General features: G+C 56.8%; 15 protein-coding genes. 4 read left to right on the forward strand and 11 right to left on the reverse strand.

What is annotated here, in order from left to right; translation table 11 throughout:
* Positions 1-44: 44 nt before the first annotated feature.
* From ACUTQW_RS03850 to ppsR, 9 genes are all read right to left on the reverse strand, one after another.
* A complete protein-coding gene (locus ACUTQW_RS03850; RefSeq protein ID WP_020438914.1) occupies positions 45-830 on the reverse strand; it encodes a heme ABC transporter ATP-binding protein in 786 nt (261 codons plus the stop codon).
* A complete protein-coding gene (locus ACUTQW_RS03855; RefSeq protein ID WP_004943655.1) occupies positions 823-1,827 on the reverse strand; it encodes a FecCD family ABC transporter permease in 1,005 nt (334 codons plus the stop codon). The genes ACUTQW_RS03850 and ACUTQW_RS03855 overlap by 8 nt, the downstream gene beginning before the upstream one ends.
* Complete coding sequence (locus ACUTQW_RS03860) at positions 1,827-2,657, reverse strand: heme/hemin ABC transporter substrate-binding protein (protein ID WP_006324919.1); 831 nt, start codon at positions 2,655-2,657, stop codon at positions 1,827-1,829. Before ACUTQW_RS03860 ends, ACUTQW_RS03855 begins: the two co-directional genes overlap by 1 nt.
* Positions 2,654-3,688: a hemin-degrading factor gene (locus tag ACUTQW_RS03865; RefSeq protein ID WP_006324920.1), complete on the reverse strand. Its 1,035-nt coding sequence runs from the start codon at positions 3,686-3,688 to the stop codon at positions 2,654-2,656. The genes ACUTQW_RS03860 and ACUTQW_RS03865 overlap by 4 nt, the downstream gene beginning before the upstream one ends.
* A gap of 63 nt (positions 3,689-3,751) precedes the next feature.
* Positions 3,752-5,794 carry a TonB-dependent hemoglobin/transferrin/lactoferrin family receptor gene (locus ACUTQW_RS03870; RefSeq protein ID WP_020438915.1) on the reverse strand — a complete coding sequence of 681 codons (2,043 nt, stop codon included), beginning with the start codon at positions 5,792-5,794 and terminating at the stop codon, positions 3,752-3,754.
* 93 nt (positions 5,795-5,887) lie between these two features.
* On the reverse strand, positions 5,888-6,079 hold the full coding sequence (gene hemP / locus ACUTQW_RS03875) for a hemin uptake protein HemP (protein ID WP_004943668.1): 192 nt from the start codon (positions 6,077-6,079) through the stop codon (positions 5,888-5,890).
* Positions 6,080-6,241: 162 nt separating this feature from the next.
* Positions 6,242-6,727, reverse strand: coding sequence for a glutathione peroxidase (locus ACUTQW_RS03880; RefSeq protein WP_004943671.1), 486 nt, complete (start codon positions 6,725-6,727; stop codon positions 6,242-6,244).
* A gap of 124 nt (positions 6,728-6,851) precedes the next feature.
* Positions 6,852-7,898 (reverse strand): 3-deoxy-7-phosphoheptulonate synthase, encoded by a 1,047-nt coding sequence (locus ACUTQW_RS03885; RefSeq protein WP_004943674.1) that lies wholly within the window; start codon positions 7,896-7,898, stop codon positions 6,852-6,854.
* Between the two features lie 235 nt (positions 7,899-8,133).
* On the reverse strand, positions 8,134-8,955 hold the full coding sequence (gene ppsR / locus ACUTQW_RS03890; RefSeq protein WP_004943677.1) for a posphoenolpyruvate synthetase regulatory kinase/phosphorylase PpsR: 822 nt from the start codon (positions 8,953-8,955) through the stop codon (positions 8,134-8,136).
* 532 nt (positions 8,956-9,487) lie between these two features.
* On the opposite strand from ppsR, the gene ppsA reads away from it, so the two are divergent.
* Complete coding sequence (gene ppsA / locus ACUTQW_RS03895; protein ID WP_006324926.1) at positions 9,488-11,866, forward strand: phosphoenolpyruvate synthase; 2,379 nt, start codon at positions 9,488-9,490, stop codon at positions 11,864-11,866.
* Positions 11,867-12,335: 469 nt separating this feature from the next.
* On the opposite strand, the gene ydiK is transcribed toward ppsA, so the two are convergent.
* Positions 12,336-13,436 (reverse strand): AI-2E family transporter YdiK, encoded by a 1,101-nt coding sequence (gene ydiK / locus ACUTQW_RS03900; protein WP_004943684.1) that lies wholly within the window; start codon positions 13,434-13,436, stop codon positions 12,336-12,338.
* A 311-nt stretch (positions 13,437-13,747) separates the two neighbouring features.
* Between ydiK and ydiJ the strand changes: the two genes are divergently transcribed.
* Entirely contained in the window at positions 13,748-16,804 is a 3,057-nt protein-coding gene (ydiJ, locus tag ACUTQW_RS03905; protein ID WP_445654803.1) for a D-2-hydroxyglutarate dehydrogenase YdiJ, read from the forward strand.
* The gene (gene menI / locus ACUTQW_RS03910) at positions 16,801-17,217 is read left to right on the forward strand and encodes a 1,4-dihydroxy-2-naphthoyl-CoA hydrolase (RefSeq protein ID WP_004943689.1); all 417 of its coding nucleotides are present in this window, start codon (positions 16,801-16,803) and stop codon (positions 17,215-17,217) included. The genes ydiJ and menI overlap by 4 nt, the downstream gene beginning before the upstream one ends.
* 57 nt (positions 17,218-17,274) lie before the next feature.
* Here menI and ACUTQW_RS03915 read toward each other — a convergent pair whose 3' ends face one another.
* The gene (locus tag ACUTQW_RS03915; RefSeq protein ID WP_004943694.1) at positions 17,275-17,679 is read right to left on the reverse strand and encodes a hypothetical protein; all 405 of its coding nucleotides are present in this window, start codon (positions 17,677-17,679) and stop codon (positions 17,275-17,277) included.
* A 555-nt stretch (positions 17,680-18,234) separates the two neighbouring features.
* On the opposite strand from ACUTQW_RS03915, the gene sufA reads away from it, so the two are divergent.
* A complete protein-coding gene (sufA, locus tag ACUTQW_RS03920; protein WP_004943698.1) occupies positions 18,235-18,606 on the forward strand; it encodes a Fe-S cluster assembly scaffold SufA in 372 nt (123 codons plus the stop codon).
* Positions 18,607-18,610 lie beyond the last annotated feature (4 nt).

Raw genomic sequence — 18,610 nt, forward strand, 5'->3', positions numbered from 1 at the left:
CCAACACGCCGCCTGGCTAAAGTGTGAACAGGCATGGCGACCGTTCACTGACGCAGATAAACCTGTGGTAGCGCCACTTCCGGGTGGTGTACCACGCCTAAATCGGCCTGATACCAGCGGGTCAGAATATCCGCCTGCAATACCTCCTGCGGCGTGCCCACGGCAACCAAACGCCCCTGATGCAGCAATAAAATACGGTCGGCATACAGCGCCGCCAGGTTCAGATCGTGCAGTACGCAGCACACCGCAATGGGCTGTTGCCGTGTCAGTGAACGCAACAACCTCAGCGTATGCTGCTGGTGGTAGAGATCCAGCGCCGAGGTGGGTTCGTCCAGGAACAACCACGAAGGCGAGGGCTGCGGTTGCCAAAGCTGCGCCAGCACGCGGGCTAACTGTACCCGTTGCTGTTCACCGCCGGAAAGGCGGCGATAATCCCGCTGGGCCAGTTCAAGACAATCGGTTTGCGCCATCACCTGCTGTACCGCTTGCTGCACATGACGTTTGCCGTGCGGTGACCTGCCCATGCTGACCACTTCCTCAACGGTAAACGGAAAGGCCAGATCGCTGTGCTGACGCATCACCGCGCGTACTTTGGCTAACTGTTGCGGCTGCCATTGATCCAACGGCAGTCCGAGGAGTTTGCACTCCCCGCAGCTCGGCGACAGGTAGCCGGTTAACAGGCGCAGCAGTGTCGATTTCCCCGCGCCGTTCGGCCCGATAATCGCCACCATTTCGCCGCTGGCGATACTCAGCGAGACGTCGTTGACTAACCGACGCGAACCCAGGCTGTAACGCAGCTGATGTGCCGTCAGGCTTGATGCGTTATCCATCCGTACGCTCCCGCTGGCGCATGACCAGCCATAAGAAATAAGGCCCGCCAATCAGGCTGGTCATCAGCCCGACCGGCATCTCCGCCGGCGCCACCAGCGTCCGTGCCAGCGTGTCGCTGACCAGCAGCAGGCAGGCGCCGCCCAGCGCGGAGCAGGGCAGCAGCCAGCGGTGGTCGCCGCCGAGCCGCATGCGCACCAAATGCGGCACCACCAGGCCGATAAAGCCAATGACGCCGCTCATCGCCACCGCCGCGCCAATCAACAATGCGCTGAGCAGAAGCAGTTGCAGTTTGGCTCGCTGGACATTCACGCCGAGATAGTGCGCCTCTTCATCGCCCAGCTGCAGCAGGTTCAGGCAGCGCGCCTGTAACAGCGTCAGCAGGGCCGCCGGCAGGATCAGCGAGGCCGATACGATCAGCGTTGGCCATTGTGACTGGCTCAGGCTGCCCATCATCCACAATGAAAACTGACGCAGCTGTTGATCGTTGCTGAGATAAGACAGCACGCCGATGGCCGCCATGCACAGGGCGTTGATGGCGATCCCCGCCAACAACAGGCGTGACAGGCTGCCGTGCCCGCTGCGGCTGATACCGTAGATCAGCAGTGACACCAGCAGGCTGCCGAGGAAAGCCGCCAGCATGTGGCCATACAAGGCAATCACCGGCGGCAGGGCCAGCGGCATAACGATAATCAGCGCGACAAACAGCGCACCGCCGCTACTGATGCCCAACAGGCTGGGATCGGCCAGCGGATTGCGGAACAGCCCCTGCATGACGGCGCCGGACACCGCCAGTGCGCAGCCGATGACTACCGCCAGCAGCACACGCGGCAAGCGGATGTTTAGCCAGATATGCCAAGAGGTATCGCTGAACGGCGCTTGCCACAGGGTGCGAAATGATAGCGTCAGCGCGCCCATATTGGCGGCACCCAGCGCCAATAGCGCAAGCAGCACCAACAGGCCGGCAATGGTCACGCGCGGAGAAATGCGACCGGGCATTACTTTTGCTCCGCCGCATTACGCAGTTTGGCCAGCGCCGCCGGCGTTTCCAGCCCAAAGCCCAGCAGCGCCATGTCGTCGACCACCAACACGCGGTGGTTTTTGCCGGCAGGCGTGAGGGCAATGCCTGGCAGTTTCCACAGCTGCTCCAGACCGCCGAGGGTCTTGACGCCATCGGTGGTGACCAGCAGCAGATCGGGCGCGCTGGCGATCACGCCTTCCTGCGACAGCGGGCGGTAGCGGTTGAATCCTTGCATCGCATTCTTCAACCCTGCGGCGGTGATGACCGCATCGGCGGCGGTATGTTGCCCGGCGGCCATCGGCGTAATGCCGCCGTGGCTCATGACGAACAATACCCTGATCGGCAACGAAGACGTGTTCACCTGCGCGAGCTGTTGTTGGTAACGGGCGCTCAGTTGTTTGCCCTGGTCGGCGCGTTGCAGCGCCTGGGCGATGACCGCGATTTTTTCCGGCACCGCCTGCAAAGTGGTGTCGCCGGGAATTCGCACCACCTTCACGCCGCTTTCCTCCAACTGCTTGAGCACCAGCGCAGGTTCAGCCAGTTCGGTGGCCAGCACCAGCGTGGGTTTCAACGCCAGAATGCCTTCGGCATTGAGTTGACGCATATAGCCGACATCCGGCAAGGGTTTCACGGCCGCCGGCTGCAGACTGGTGCTGTCTCGTGCCACGAGCTCATCGCCCGCGCCAAGGGCGAAGGCAATTTCGGTGACGTCACCGCCTATCGAGACAATACGTTCCGCCGCCGCAGCGGTGAACGGCAAGGCCAGCGCAAGGCACAACGTCAGACGACGGGACAATGAAGATTTCATGCGGCAATGTCCTTGGGTTCAAGGGCGGCAACCTGCTCGCGCCACTGGGTTTGTTCCGGCTGGCCTTCGGTACGTTGGCCGTAAAGTTGGGCGATTTGCGTGCCGTCGGCGGCGAACAGTTCCAGGCTGGTGACGAAGCCGTCTTTGGTGGGTTTGCGAGTGATCCAGCTTTCTGCAATAGCGCCTTCGATCAGGTGCAGCGTGAAGCGGCGGTTAAACACGTTAATCCAACCTTCCTGCGGCATCAGCCGCTCGATCTGGCCGGTGAAGATCTGCACGCAACCTCGGTTGCCGACAAAAATCATAATCTCGTTCTGCAAGCCGTGCGCGGCATTGAGCAACTGCGCCAAGGCGTTGTTATCCACCCGGTACGCCAGATCGTTGCCGACGGCGCGGAAGGCCTGCTGACGTGTCAGCTTATGGCGGCCCAGCAGTTGGAAGAACTGGTGAACGTCGGTCATCTCACGCCATTCCCGGTCGATTTTTTCGGCTTCCGGTGCGGCGTTGCTGACCGTAGGGGCTGCCGCCTTCAATGCCAGCACCGGGTTTTCTGTGCTCAGGTGGCGCTCGACCAGCGCCATCCAGGCCACCAGATCGGTTTCCTCGGTGGTATACACTTTATGCAAGGCATCGCCCTGATGATCGAAGAACTGAATGCTGTGGCGTACGCCGCGTTTGTTGGTTTCGCTCATGGCAAATACGCTGGCCCACTGGTTGAGGAACAGGCGTAAATCCAGCTCGCGAGGGTTAAGAATTAACCCCGCGTGGCCGTTCAGGTGTTGGTTAAGGTAGCGGCCCATTTGCTCATGCACCGCATAGCTGTTGCGAGTGATGGACTTGGTGACGCCAACCTGTGCCAGCTCGGTCAGCAGGGTACGTGCGTCGGCTTGCAGGCGGCGGGTGTCTTCACCCACGCGGGCATGGGTCAGTTCCGCTTCGCTGACACCCAGCAGTTCCGCCAGATCGCGTGCGTATTTGCCGGGATTATCAATTTTTGCCTGCTGGTAACTGGCGTATAAGTTGTTGCTCATCGGTTGTGCTCCTGTGTGTGGTTCACGCGGCGGGCAATCGACTTGCCCGCCGTATTCAAAAGGTTACCACTGATAGCTGACCAGCAGTTTGGCGTTGCGGCCATCTTGCGGAATGCCCTGCGGCGAGTAATATTCTTTATCGAAGGCGTTGCCCAGCACTACCGTGGTGGTGACGCCCTGCAGGCGTTCGCGGCCTTTATAGCTCAGGTAGAAATCGTTGACGCCGTAGCCGCCTTGCTCGGCGGTACCGGTTTCCACACGAGTGGCGCGCTCGGCGAAGATAGCGACCCAACCGGTCGACAGGCCGGTTTCACCCAACGGGATATCCAGCGTGCTGGTCACGGTGTCAGGGTTGATGTCGCTCAGCCACTCTCCGCTGTTGCCGTTCAGTTCCCCGTTGCGTGACTTATCCTTGCCGCGAGTGCGGTTGTAAGCCAGATCCCAATTAAACCACTGCGTTTGGTAGCTCAGGGACGTATCCCAACCCCAAATTTTAGCGCGTGAGATATTTTGCGAAGACGTCTGGGTACGGGTGACGTACAGGCTAATGTAGTCCTTGGCGTCGGTATCGAAGTAGCTGGCTTTAAACTGCAGGTTATCTCCGGCCATCAACAGATCGTCAAAACGCAGGCCGAAACCGTACTCGGCGGTACTGGTGGTTTCCGGTCTCAGATTAGGGTTCGGCACCCAATAGTTGCCGGGGAAGTGGCGCGAATCATTGTACATTTCGCCCATGGTGGGGGCGCGGAAGGCCTGAGAATAGGAGCCGAACAGCATCAGCCAGTCGGTTGGCGAATAAGTCAGTGCGCCGCGGGATGACCACTTGTCGGCATCGACGTCGTCGTGGCCTTGGCTGCTGCCCTTATAGTTATCGTAGCGGGTGCCGGCCAGCAGGGTGACAGGAATATCACGCAGCGTGATTTCGTCCTGCATCCAGCCGGAAGCGAAGTTGATTTTCGCCTGTGGGAAGCTGGTGGTAGCGCCGCCAGGATGTTGTTTTTGCTGGTAGCTTTCCGAGCCGTAGGTCAGCAGGTGCGAAGCAAAGCTGTCGGCAAACAGGCGGGTACGGTTCTCCAGCTTTGCCCCGTTGGTGGTTTGTTTGCGGAGTTCGTCCGTTGACGCCGCATTGTGAGCGTTGATTTTGACCTCAGAGGTGTACACCTTGACGTCGGCGTCCAGCCACGCCTGATCCAGAGGTTTTACTTTATAGCTCAATGCCGCATCACGCTGGATGGTAGAGCGGTTGGTCATCGGATTGCTGCTGGAATAATCCGGATCCTGCGGATTTTTCGGTTCGCGGGCGCTGTTATTGTAATAGCGCAAATCGCCGCTCAACGATTGGGCATCATCAATCTTCCAGGTACCTTTGGCCAACAGGTTGTTGATGGTTTCATCGTTTGGCGCGTCAAAACCGTTGCCCTGGCGCAAATTGCCGACGTCGCGGGTGCCGAACGACAGCAGGCCGTCGAGATTGTCGGTCTTGCCATAGGCGCTGGCGCCCATACCCAGGCTGTGATCGCCGCTGCCGGCGGTACCATAGACCCGGAAGCCGGTGTCATGGCCTGGCAGCAGCAGATCGGCGGCATCGACCGTTTCATAGGCGACCACGCCGCCCAGTGCGCCGCTGCCATACAGCAGGGCCGAAGGGCCGCGTACCACTTCAATGCGTTTTACCAGTGCCGGATCCAGGAAGGTACCGCCAATGTGGCCGGTATCGGTGCCCTGACGGATACCGTCTACCAGCGTCAGTACGCCGTTTTTACCGTAGCCGCGCATGGAGACGTCCTGACCGTTACTGCGGCCGGTGCCATTAACGGTAATGCCCGGCACGCGGCGCAGCATGTCGGCGGCGCTGGTGGCCGTCTGGCTCTCTGGGGTATTGCCTTCGATCACGGTGACCATCATCGGCGCTTCAAAGCTGCTGCGTGCGTTGCCGGTAGCGACAACGGTCATGGCGTCTTCGGCGGTTTTCTCGGTTTTTGCCGGGGTGGCGGCAGAAGAAGAAACTGTGCTGGTAGCTTGTGCAAAAGTCACCGTCGGCAGAGCGCAGGCAATCGCCAGACTCAATGCGGATAAACGCTGCCGGGTGTAAGAGGGTAGAGGCATGTCGCAACTCTCCATATGTTTTAAACATATCAATAGATTTGCTGGCTGCCTGGATCGAAGCGATCGGGGTGGCTGGCGTTGAAGAATAAGGGATTATTTGGTCAGGATTAATTTCCCGGCCTTGGTCTGCCGCAGTTGGTAACGCTGGCCCTGATGGAGGATGATCGCTACGCCGTCGGCATCAAGCAACTGCGCGCTGTCGTAGCAAGGAGGCGAGATCAGGCTGCGTTCAGCACCGGGGGCAGTTTTGCCATGCGGGGTGTTATTGTGATTATCCATCGTCATTTGTTTATAAAACAGACCGTTAAATGGTAATTAATATCATATTGATAATCATTATCATGTGAACGAAAGGTTACATCAAGGAAAATTTTCTTACCGATGGAACCTTTTTGAAAGAAGGGCCGGCGGAGCGGTTCGGGCATGCCCGTCCCGCAAAGTAAGGGGTTATTTCAGCAGGGTTTCGATGCGGTCAAACAGACGCTCAGGTTTGGTAATGGGCGCAAAACGTTTCACCCGCTGGCCGTCGGCGGTCAGCAGGAACTTGGTGAAGTTCCACTTGATGCGTTTGCTGCCCAGCACCCCTGGCCCCAGGCGTTTCAATTCGTTGAACAGCGGATGCGCGCCGGGGCCGTTAACCTCCACCTTGCTGAACAGCGGGAAGCTGACGCCGTAGTTGAGCGTACAGAAATTGGCGATCTCCAGCGGATCCCCCGGCTCTTGCGCGCCAAATTGATTGCAAGGGAACCCCAACACCATCAGGCCGCGATCCCGATAGTACTGCCACAGGTTTTCCAGGCCACGGTATTGCGGAGTAAAGCCGCATTTGCTGGCAGTATTAACCACCAGATAAGCACGAGCGGGAAAGTCGCCCAGAGTTTTGTGCTCCCCTTGCAGAGTGACGCAAGGGATGGATAACAGTGAATGGCTCATGCAGGAAACTCCACATCCTGTTGGCAGGGGCGCGATTTATAGCGTCTGCGGGCTTGATTGGCTAAGTATAGATGAGAGAAGGGAACGTTGAAAAACCGGGGTGTTGCCACCCCGGAGAACAGGTTCAGAAGCGGGTATCCACCGCATCGGCCAACATGGCCAGCAGCTGTTCGCTGTCGGACCAGCTCAGGCAGGGATCGGTGATTGACTGGCCGTAAGTCAGCGGTTGGCCGGCAACGATTTTCTGCGTGCCTTCCACCAGGAAACTTTCTGCCATCACGCCGGTGACGGCGGCGGAACCGGCGCGGATCTGCTGGCAGACATTCTCGGCCACTTCCAACTGGCGGCGATGCAGTTTCTGGCAGTTGCCGTGGCTGAAGTCGATAACCAGATGCTCCGGCAGCTCAAATTCGCGCAGGCTGTCGCAGGCGGCAACGATATCGGTGGCGTGGTAGTTCGGCGTCTTGCCGCCGCGCATGATGATATGGCCGTAGGGATTGCCGCTGGTCTGATAAATCGTCATCTGGCCGTTTTTGTCCGGCGACAGGAACATGTGGCCAGCGCGCGCCGCGCGGATGGCGTCAATGGCGATGCGGGTATTGCCGTCGGTACCGTTCTTGAAGCCCACCGGGCAGGAGAGCGCAGAAGCCATTTCGCGGTGGATCTGGCTTTCGGTGGTGCGTGCGCCGATGGCGCCCCAACTGATCAAATCGGCAATGTACTGGCCGACCACCATGTCCAGGAATTCGGTGGCGGTCGGCAGGCCGAGCTGATTGACTTCCAGTAACAGTCGGCGTGCCATTTCGATGCCGCGATTTACCTGAAAGGTGCCATCCAGCGCCGGATCCGAGATCAGGCCTTTCCAGCCCACCACGGTGCGCGGCTTTTCAAAATAAGTGCGCATCACGATTTCCAGGCGATCCTGATAGCGAATGCGCAGCGCATTCAGACGGCCGGCATAATCGATGGCGGCGTCTAAATCGTGGATGGAGCAGGGGCCGATAACCACCAACAGGCGACGATCTTCGCCGGTAAGAATCTTTTCAATTCGTTGTCGTGACGCTGTCACGCTATCGGCAATGTCCGCCGAAATCGGCAGCTTTTCCGCCAATGCTTGCGGCGTGACGAGGCTGTCGATGCGCGCGGTCCGCAGTTCATCTGTTTTGTGCATGATTTTCTCTAAAGACTTTTCTTCGCTGCGGCAGGAGTGCCGGGAAGTGATGCCGATCACAATAACGTAAAAATCGGTGAATTCAACCGTAGAAATTGTGTTCTGTTGATCGAAGCCACTAAAAAAAGCACAAAAATCAGGGTCTGCGGGGAAATCAGCGGCAGACGGCAGGGAAAATGCCCCTGCCGGGAGAGCGCACGGCTAGGCTGGTTGTTAGCGGCGAGCGCCATGCTGCCTAGAACATGCGGCGACTCATGCCAAGAATATCCAGGATTTTAGTGGAGATTTCCTCCACCGAATAGTTGGTGGTATTCAGATAGCGAATCTGGTTCTTGCGGAACAGTGCTTCTACTTCGGCAAGCTCCATCCGGCACTGGCGAATGGAGGCATAACGGCTGTTTTCTCGGCGTTCTTCACGGATGGCGGCCAGCCGCTCCGGATCGATGGTCAGCCCGAACAGTTTATGCTGAAACGGTTTCAGCGCGGCGGGGAGATGCAAATTGTCCATATCGTCGGCGGTAAACGGATAGTTGGCGGCGCGGATCCCGAATTGCATGGCCAGATACAGGCTGGTGGGGGTTTTGCCGCAGCGGGATACGCCCAACAGTATGACCTGAGCCTGATCGAGATTACGTAGCGATATGCCGTCATCATGGGCTAACGTGTAGTCAATGGCGGCGATACGGGCATCATATTTACCGAGGTTGCTGGCCGTCAGCCCGTGGGTGCGGTTCGGCACCGGCGTGGGTTCAACGTCCAGTTCGCCCTGCAGAGGGCCGACCAGCGCCTGAACGATATCCTGGCAAAAGCCTTCGCTCTGGGTGATGACATTACGCACTTCCGGCGAAATGATGGAATAAAACACCAACGGGCGCACGCCGGTATCGCGATAAATATCGTTAATCTGTTGGCAGACTCCACGGGCCCGCGCTTCGGTTTCAACGAAGGGCAACGTAAAGGTGGTGGCCTTGACCGGGAACTGAGACAAAACCGCGTGGCCCAATACTTCGGCGGTGATCGCCGTGCCATCCGAAATATAAAAAACGCTTCTTTCCACCCGAGGCTCCTTACCTGAAAACGGTGATGCAGTTGTATCGCCTGCTTAGCAGTATCATGGGCTTCAGGTTTACCGGCGGTAAAGGGGCGGGCAAAAAAAATGTGATAATGCGGGCAGAGTTGGTCATTAATTTTCGAGGTAGGGAGAATCATGAACCACAGGTTTTTTAGATGAAACATCATTTTAATTTTTATGAAAAAGCAGGGTTTATTTTCAGTGGTGGAATGTTCAGCGCATTGGCGTTATGTTCATCAAAGACCATTAAATTTACACGGTCTTTAAAACTGAAGTTTAAAAAATACTTAATTTTTTGATATTTAAGCTTTTAGTGCCACGGGGAACGATTCCAGTCAAATTTCGCCGTTCAGGTAATTTTCCGAAAATCCACTTTCTTCATCGGGTTGATCGATTCACCTTTCCATTTCCTATGGATCATTGTGCTAGTCTGAGTTGGCTCCGTTTTGTCGGCGCCCAAGAAAGCAAACAAATTAAATCCGTCTATACCCTACTGATAGCAATAAGGATTGTCTCGATGTCCAACAATGGCCCAGACTTGCGTAATGTGCTTTGGTACAACCAGCTCGGCATGCACGACGTTGACCGTGTCGGCGGCAAAAATGCCTCCCTCGGTGAAATGATCACCAATCTTTCCGATTTGGGCGTGGCCGTACCAAACGGTTTTGCCACCACCGCACAGGCGTTTAACGATTTCCTCGAGCAAAGCGGTGTTAACCAGCGCATCTATCAATTACTGGATCAAACTGACGTTGACGATGTTGCTCAACTGGCCAAGGCCGGTGCGCAAATCCGCCAATGGGTCATCGACACGCCATTCCATGCGGAATTCGAGCGTGAAATTAACCTGGCTTACCAACAGTTGGCGGATGGCGAACCGGAAGCCTCGTTTGCCGTGCGTTCTTCCGCGACCGCGGAAGACATGCCGGATGCCTCTTTTGCCGGCCAGCAGGAAACCTTCCTCAACGTCCAGGGTATCGACGCTGTCATGGTGGCGATCAAACACGTTTTCGCCTCGCTGTTTAACGACCGCGCCATCTCGTATCGCGTACATCAGGGCTATGACCACCGCGGCGTAGCCTTGTCGGCCGGCGTACAGCGCATGGTACGTTCCGACCTGGCGTCTTCCGGCGTGATGTTCACCATTGATACCGAGTCGGGCTTTGATCAGGTGGTGTTTATTACGTCCGCCTTCGGCCTGGGCGAAATGGTGGTGCAGGGCGCAGTGAACCCGGATGAGTTCTATGTGCACAAACCGACGCTGCTACGCGGCAATCCGGCTATCGTCCGCCGCAACCTCGGCTCGAAGAAAATCCGCATGGTGTACGCGCCTTCGCTGGATCACGGCAAGCAGGTGCAAATTGAAGATGTGCCAGAGCAGCAACGCAATCGTTTCTCTCTGACCGACCAGGAAGTGGAAGCGCTGGCGCATCAGGCGATTTTGATCGAAAAACATTACGGCCGCCCGATGGACATCGAGTGGGCCAAAGACGGCCATACCGGAAAATTGCTGATTGTGCAGGCGCGTCCGGAAACCGTGCGTTCCAACGAGCAGACGATGGAACGTTATCAGCTTAACGGCACAAGTACGGTGCTGGTGGAAGGGCGAGCTATCGGCCATCGCATTGGTGCCGGCCCGGTGAAGGTGATCCACAGCATCAGCGAAATGGATCGTATTCTGCCGGGTGACGTGCTGGTTACCGACATGACCGACCCGGACTGGGAACCGATCATGAAGAAAGCGGCGGCGATAGTCACCAACCGTGGGGGGCGTACTTGCCACGCGGCGATTATCGCTCGCGAGCTGGGTATCCCGGCGGTAGTCGGCTGCGGCAACGCCACCGATTTGCTGAAAGACGGCCAGAACGTCACCGTTTCCTGTGCGGAAGGCGATACCGGTTTCGTGTACAGCGATATGATCGACTTTACCGTACAGAGCTCTGAAGTGACCGAGTTACCGGACCTGCCGTTGAAAATCATGATGAACGTCGGTAACCCGGATCGGGCTTTCGATTTTGCGCGTTTACCGAATGAAGGCGTGGGCCTGGCCCGCCTGGAATTTATCATCAACCGCATGATTGGCGTCCATCCAAAGGCCTTGCTGGAGTTCGATCAACAAACCCCGGCGCTGCAGAACGAAATCAAGGCGTTGATGCTGGGCTATGACCACCCGGTCGAGTTCTATGTGGGCCGCCTGACGGAAGGGATCGCCACGCTGGGTGCGGCATTCTGGCCGAAGCGTGTGATCGTTCGTCTGTCCGATTTCAAATCCAATGAATACGCCAATCTGGTGGGCGGCGAGAAGTATGAACCGCACGAGGAAAACCCTATGCTGGGCTTCCGTGGGGCAGGCCGCTACGTGTCGGACAGCTTCCGCGATTGCTTTGCGATGGAGTGCGATGCGGTAAAACGTGTGCGCAACGACATGGGCCTCACCAACGTCGAGATCATGGTGCCCTTTGTTCGCACCGTAGCGCAAGCGGAGGCGGTGGTTGCGGAGTTGGCACGTCAGGGCCTTAAGCGCGGCGAGAACGGCCTGAAAGTGATCATGATGTGTGAAATTCCGTCCAATGCGCTGTTGGCGGATCAGTTCCTGGAGCACTTTGACGGCTTCTCGATCGGCTCTAACGACATGACTCAGTTGACGCTGGGGCTGGACCGCGATTCTGGCGTGGTGTCGGAACTGTTTGATGAACGCAACGAAGCGGTTAAGGCGCTGCTGTCGATGGCGATTCAGGCCGCTAAGCGTCATGGCAAATACGTGGGTATTTGTGGCCAGGGGCCATCCGATCACGAGGATTTCGCCGAATGGCTGATGGAGCAGGGCATTGACAGCCTGTCCCTCAATCCGGATACCGTGGTGCAAACCTGGATCAATCTGTCGAAGAAAAAATAACTCTTCATCGCCAGATTAATTGCTGAAGCAAAACCGTAACTCAGGTTACGGTTTTTTTATTGCTGAATGTAAATAGTGCCGGTGAGGAAATCGCCGTGGTCAAAAAAAGAATAAAAAAAAGCCCATCAAGAGACGGGCAAAGACTACACACAGCAATTTACATGTATGGCATTACATTGTTTGGAAAGCTTGCTTTAAAATCAGTGATTTGAAGCAATAGATGGTAATAATACTAGATATTTAAAGCCTGCCAGTCATTAAGAATCATCCTAATAAATACTTGCCTCATGATTTATTTTTCTGAACGCTTATTTTATCTTTATCGTATAAAGATGCATTCACTCGGCATCTTTAATTAATGTGCTCTAGCGGGCGGTTATATTATGGCAGAGAGTGAATTCGAAGGCCGGAAATGAACCGGGAGTCTGCTTCGGGTATTCTGCCCGGTAGCCCGGGCAGAATAGGGGAATTACCGCTCTTCCAACTCTTTGGCGACTTCGTCCAGATCGGCCGTGGGTTCTGGCGCTTCGTCCATCCAGGCGGTGAGCAGACGATAAGATACCGCCAACACCACCGGGCCGATAAACAGGCCGATCATGCCGAAGGCCAGCAGGCCGCCGATAACGCCGGACAGGATCAGGAGCATCGGCAGATCGGCGCCCATGCGGATCAGCACCGGCCGCAACACGTTATCCAGCGTGGCGACCACGCAGCTCCACACCAACAGGACGGTGCCCCAGGTGGTGTCGCCGCTCCAGTACAACCAGATAATCGCCGGCACCAGCACCAGTAACGGCCCCAATTGCGCCACGCAGCAGATGAATATCAGCACCGTCAGCAAGGTGGCGGCAGGAATGCCGGACACCGCCAGGCCAATCCCGCCCAGTACCGATTGCACCAGCGCCGTCACTACAACGCCCAGCGCTACCGCGCGGATCGCCTGGCCACCCAGCACCACCGCCGCGTCGCCACGCTCGGCCGCAAGACGTGCCGCAAAGTGGCGAATACCCAGGGCCACTTGTTCACCCCGCGCATACAGCAGCACGCTGAACAGCAACATCAGCGTACAGTGCAGCAGGAAACGGCCGATATGCGCCGCTTGCGCGACAAACCAGGTGGCGGTCTGACCGAAGTAAGGTTGGATCTTCGCCAGCAGCGCCGCGCCGCCGGCATTCACCAGAGTGTGGTAGCTGTTATAAACTTTGTTGCCGATCATCGGGATCGATTGCAACCAGGCCAGATCGGGAATATGCAGCTTGCCGGGGGTGCTGGCCCAGGCAACGACTGGCGCGCTGTTGTCCACCACGCTGCTGACCAGCAGCGAAATCGGCAGGATAAACAGCAGGATCAGCAGCAGTGTCATGACCAGTACCGCCAGCGAGCGTCGGCCCCACAGCAGTTTTTGCAGTTTTATCAGCAGCGGCCAGGTGGCGATGACCACCATGCCCGCCCAGGCGAAGCCGAGAATAAAGGGTTGAATGACCCAAAAACAGGCGACGATCATGATGACGATAAACAGCACGCCAAAAATAATCCGCGGCAAATCGTATCGGGAGTGCGGGAGTGTCATGAATTAGGTTCTCATTCTGGTAAGTTAAATCCTTTGTACCCGCTAAGCATGGTGCATTTTCGCCACTTTTCACAATGCGGCGCACCTTTTATCGCACGCCATTCTGTAGCGGGGGAATTGTGATAATGTGAATGCCTTCACTAAACGAGTATGTTAGTTTTCAGCATCAATAAAAAGTAGGGTGGGTCTGAATATACCCTATGAATTTCAGGTTGCAGCCTACAACGCCGCAGCCTGAAAGGCGACGGGTAAAGACCTGATTCAGCGTATATCAGCGCATAAAAAATAGACAGACAGGGTCAAAAAAGCGAATGATCCCACAGATTTCTCAGGCACCCGGCCTCATTCAACGGGTGCTCGACTTTTTGGAAGCTTTAAAGCAAAACGGATTCAACGGCGATATTGCGACCAGCTACGCTGATCGGCTGACGATGGCGACCGACAACAGTATCTATCAGCTGTTGCCTGACGCGGTGGTGTTTCCCCGTTCCACTGCGGATGTGGCGTTGATTGCGCGCCTGGCGGGAGAAGAGCGCTTTAGCGCGTTGACCTTCAGCCCGCGCGGCGGCGGCACCGGCACCAACGGGCAGGCCCTCAACACCGGCATCGTGGTGGATATGTCGCGCCATATGAACCGCATTCTTGAAATCAATGTCGAACAGGGGTGGGTGAAGGTTGAAGCCGGGGTCATCAAAGACCAGCTTAACCAGTATCTGCGGCCGTTCGGCTATTTCTTCTCGCCGGAACTTTCTACCAGTAACCGCGCGACGCTGGGTGGCATGATCAACACCGATGCTTCCGGCCAAGGCTCGCTGGTGTATGGCAAAACCTCCGATCACGTTTTGGGCCTGCGGGCGGTGCTGCTGGGGGGCGATATGATCGATACCCGCGCTATGCCGACGCCGCTGGCGGAAACGATTGCTATGGAAGATACCGCTGAAGGCCGGATCTACCATCGAGTGCTGAATAGCTGCCGCGACCAGCGCGCGCTGATCCTGGAGAAATTCCCCAAATTAAACCGTTTCCTGACCGGCTACGACCTGCGGCATGTGTTCAGCGACGATCTGCAAACCTTCGATCTAACGCGCATTTTGACCGGCGCAGAGGGCACGCTGGCGTTTATCACCGAGGCGCGTCTGGATATCACGCCGCTGCCGAAAGTACGTCGCCTGGTTAACGTGAAATATGACTCCTTTGATTCCGCCCTGCGCAACGCCCCGTTCATGGTGGAGGCCAAGGCGCTGTCGGTGGAGACCATTGATTCCAAGGTATTGAACCTGGCGCGGGAAGATATTGTCTGGCATTCGGTGAGTGAATTGATCACCAACGTGCCGGATAAAGAGATGCTGGGTCTGAACATCGTCGAATTTGCCGGGGATGACAAGGCGCTGATCGACCAGCAGATGGAAACGCTGTGTCTGCGGTTGGACGAGTTAATCAGCGAGCGGCAGGGCGGCGTGATTGGCTATCAGATCTGCGGGGACCTGGCCGGCATCGAGCGGATCTATAACATGCGCAAGAAGGCGGTCGGGCTGTTGGGCAACGCCAAAGGACGCGCCAAACCTATTCCTTTCGCCGAGGACACCTGCGTACCGCCGCAGCATTTGGCCGATTACATTGTCGAGTTCCGCCAGTTGCTGGACAGCCATAACCTCAGTTACGGCATGTTCGGCCATGTGGATGCCGGCGTATTGCACGTGCGGCCTGCGCTCGACATGTGCGATCCGCAGCAAGAAGTGCTGATGAAGCAGCTTTCCGACCAGGTGGTGGCGCTGACCGCCAAATATGGTGGATTGCTGTGGGGCGAACACGGCAAAGGTTTCCGCGCCGAATACAGCCCGGAATTCTTCGGTGAGCAACTGTACGAAGAGTTGCGCCGCATCAAGGCCGCGTTCGATCCGAATAACCGCCTTAACCCCGGTAAAATTTGCCCGCCGTTGGGCGTTGATGCCCCGATGATGAAAGTGGACGCGGCCAAGCGCGGCACACTCGACCGCCGTATCCCGGTAGAGGTGCGTACCTCGTTCCGTGGCGCCATGGAGTGTAACGGCAACGGCTTGTGTTTTAACTTTGATGTGCGCAGCCCGATGTGCCCGTCGATGAAGATCACCGGCAGCCGCATCCACTCGCCAAAAGGCCGTGCGGCGCTGGTGCGCGAATGGTTGCGCCTGCTGTCCGAACAGGGGGGAGACCCGCTGGTGTTGGAACAGCAACTGCCGCAGCAGCGTCTTAGCTTCCGTACCTTGATCGAGAAAACCCGCAACAGCTGGTACGCCGGCAAAGGCGAATATGATTTTTCGCACGAGGTGAAAGAGGCGATGTCCGGCTGCCTGGCCTGTAAAGCCTGTTCCACCCAATGCCCGATTAAAATTGACGTGCCGGGTTTCCGCTCGCGTTTCCTGCAGCTGTATCACACCCGCTATCTGCGGCCGGCGCGTGACTATATGGTCGCCGGGGTTGAAAGCTATACGCCGCTGATGGCGAAAGCGCCGAAGGTATTCAATTTCTTCTTCCGCCAGCCTTGGGTGCGTGAGCTGAGCCGCAGCACTATCGGCATGGTCGATTTGCCGATGCTCTCCAGCCCGACACTGCGTCAGCAGCTTTCCGGCCACGGCGCCTTGACCATGACGCTGGAGCAACTGGAAGCGTTGAGCGCCGAACAACGCGAGCAACACGTGCTGATCGTGCAGGATCCTTTCACCAGCTATTACGACGCCAAGGTGGTGGCGGACTTTGTGCGGCTGGTGGAAAAGCTCGGTTACCAGCCGGTGTTGCTGCCCTTCTCGCCGAACGGCAAGGCGCAGCATATCAAAGGCTTCTTGACGCGCTTTGCCCGCACCGCGCGCAAAACCGCCGATTTCCTCAACCGGGTGGCGAAACTCGGGATGCCGCTGGTAGGGGTCGATCCGGCGCTGGTGCTGTGCTATCGCGACGAATATAACGAGATCCTCGGCGAAACTCGCGGTGACTTCCAGGTGCAACTGGTGCATGAATGGCTGCAACAGCTGCTGGCGGAACGTGCCGAACAACCGGCGACCGGCGAGGCCTGGTACTTGTTTGGCCACTGTACCGAAACCACGGCGCTGCCGGCCAGCGGCCAGCATTGGGCGTCGATCTTCTCCCGTTTCGGGGCCAAGCTGGAAAATGTCAGCGTGGGTTGTTGCGGCATGGCGGGCACCTACGGACACGAAGTGAAGAACCTGGAGAATTCGCTCGGGATTTATGAGCTATCATGGCATCAGGCGTTGCAACGTTTGCCGCGGCAACGCTGTCTGGCGACCGGCTATTCCTGTCGCAGCCAGGTCAAACGCATTGAGGGTAACGGCGTGCGCCACCCGTTACAGGCACTTCTGGAGATGATTGCGTGAAATTGTGGAAACGAGAAACGACGTTGGAGCAGTTAAACCGCTCCGGTGAGGGATGCATGGTGAGCCATGTGGGGATTCATTTCACTCGGCTGGAAGACGATCTTCTTGAAGCTACGATGCCGGTGGACCACCGTACCCGGCAACCTTTCGGGCTGTTGCACGGCGGGGCGTCGGTGGTGCTGGCGGAGTCGATGGGCTCGATGGCCGGTTATCTGTGCAGCGAAGGGGAGCAGAAAGTGGTAGGGCTGGAAATCAACGCCAACCATTTGCGGGCGGTATTTGAAGGGCAGGTGCGTGGCGTATGCCGCGCGCTGCACGTTGGCCGACGGCATCAGGTGTGGCAGATCGAAATATTCGATTCGCGCGACCGGTTGTGCTGCACCTCACGCCTGACCACCGCAATCATCGACTGATCCTCCCACCCGCAGGCACCTTTGCCTGCGGGTACTCCGTTGCCGTTCCGCAGACATTTACAGTTGGAATGGCACCCGCTTGACGAAATCCTTCTGGAAGGCGTTAGCCTTCTCCCAGGTGCCTTCCATCGCATATTTCTGGCAGATTAAGGTCAGGGTATGCCGGGCAAAATGATAGCTCTGAACCCGAAACAGCTGGCAGCGCTGCGGGTTGTTGATTTCGACGATCAGCCGGTTATGCAGTTTGCTGAGCGCGTGCAGATAGCTTTCATCATCGCCGTTTTCCAGGCACAGATTGGCCATGTTCAGGCTGACGTTATTGTAGCGTTTCAGATGGTTGATATTGCACTCTGGCCGCCTAAGCGACGCCTCCGCCATGTAGAAATCTACCGTGGCATCGCGCACGCTGAATTTATAGTCATCAATTTTGCCCAGCAGCCACGCATTCATCGAGATATTCATTTACCCGCGCTCACCTGTATTTGAATGATAATCATTATCATATTTACGGATGCGTTCGCGATCAATCATTCTGTTGAAATTTTTATCGGACACCGGGGCTGCATTTGCTCTGCGCCGACCCAATATCAGTCAGTAGCGGCTAAACTTTAATCAATGACGGCGGTTTCGGCCAGTGTGGCCGGGCGGTGCAAACGACGGAAAACGCCGCTAATTGCCGATAAACGCATTTTTGAGACAGACAAAATGTTGAAATAGGTATTTTCTATGAATGTTTACATCGACAATAAAAGCCGGCGGTGTAAAGGGGATGAGCCAGCGGCTGGGCGGTGCGGTGATTCAGGATATACAGTAAATTCATAAGGATAAAATGAACGCGTCGCCGCCGGACTGCGCCAGGCACCCTGACTGTCCCCTCTGCTTGCCGTGTGCGGCAGCAAAAAAACGGGCTTTTGGCGGATACCCCCGCAAAACAAACGGTTGAAGTGATAATTGTTATCACTAACATATAAGCAACCCAGATTGGCTGTGGTAAAACACGAGTGTGAGGTAGGCCCTATGCAAACGGAAAATGTCGGCACCTTTTCTCTGGACGAAAATGTCTGGCAAGGCATTTTGCTCAGCGACAACGCCGTACAACAAATTACTAAATTGATGCAGCAGGATCCGCAAGTGAAGGGGCTGCAACTCGGAGTGAAGCAATCAGGCTGCGCCGGGTTTGCCTATGTGCTGGATCTCACCCGTGCCCCGGCGGAAGACGACCTGCTGTTTGAGCGCGATGGCGCCAAACTGTATGTGCCGCTGAAAGCCATGCCGTTCATCGATGGCACCACGGTAGATTTTGTCCGTGAAGGGCTGAATCAAATATTCAAATTCAATAACCCTAAAGCTCAGCATGCCTGCGGGTGCGGCGAGAGCTTTGGCGTTTGAGCGA

Source organism: Serratia sp. TSA_7 (assembly GCF_052692135.1).

Excerpts from the sequence above, each read along its gene's own strand:
- ACUTQW_RS03885 (WP_004943674.1), bottom strand. The coding sequence starts at position 7,898 with ATGCACAAAACAGATGAACTGCGGACCGCGCGCATCGACAGCCTCGTC.
- hemP (WP_004943668.1), bottom strand. The coding sequence starts at position 6,079 with ATGACGATGGATAATCACAATAACACCCCGCATGGCAAAACTGCCCCC.
- ydiJ (WP_445654803.1), top strand. The coding sequence starts at position 13,748 with ATGATCCCACAGATTTCTCAGGCACCCGGCCTCATTCAACGGGTGCTC.
- ACUTQW_RS03870 (WP_020438915.1), bottom strand. The coding sequence starts at position 5,794 with ATGCCTCTACCCTCTTACACCCGGCAGCGTTTATCCGCATTGAGTCTG.
- ACUTQW_RS03880 (WP_004943671.1), bottom strand. The coding sequence starts at position 6,727 with ATGAGCCATTCACTGTTATCCATCCCTTGCGTCACTCTGCAAGGGGAG.
- ydiK (WP_004943684.1), bottom strand. The coding sequence starts at position 13,436 with ATGACACTCCCGCACTCCCGATACGATTTGCCGCGGATTATTTTTGGC.
- ppsA (WP_006324926.1), top strand. The coding sequence starts at position 9,488 with ATGTCCAACAATGGCCCAGACTTGCGTAATGTGCTTTGGTACAACCAG.
- ACUTQW_RS03915 (WP_004943694.1), bottom strand. The coding sequence starts at position 17,679 with ATGAATATCTCGATGAATGCGTGGCTGCTGGGCAAAATTGATGACTAT.
- sufA (WP_004943698.1), top strand. The coding sequence starts at position 18,235 with ATGCAAACGGAAAATGTCGGCACCTTTTCTCTGGACGAAAATGTCTGG.
- ACUTQW_RS03855 (WP_004943655.1), bottom strand. The coding sequence starts at position 1,827 with ATGCCCGGTCGCATTTCTCCGCGCGTGACCATTGCCGGCCTGTTGGTG.
- ACUTQW_RS03865 (WP_006324920.1), bottom strand. The coding sequence starts at position 3,688 with ATGAGCAACAACTTATACGCCAGTTACCAGCAGGCAAAAATTGATAAT.
- ACUTQW_RS03850 (WP_020438914.1), bottom strand. The coding sequence starts at position 830 with ATGGATAACGCATCAAGCCTGACGGCACATCAGCTGCGTTACAGCCTG.
- ACUTQW_RS03860 (WP_006324919.1), bottom strand. The coding sequence starts at position 2,657 with ATGAAATCTTCATTGTCCCGTCGTCTGACGTTGTGCCTTGCGCTGGCC.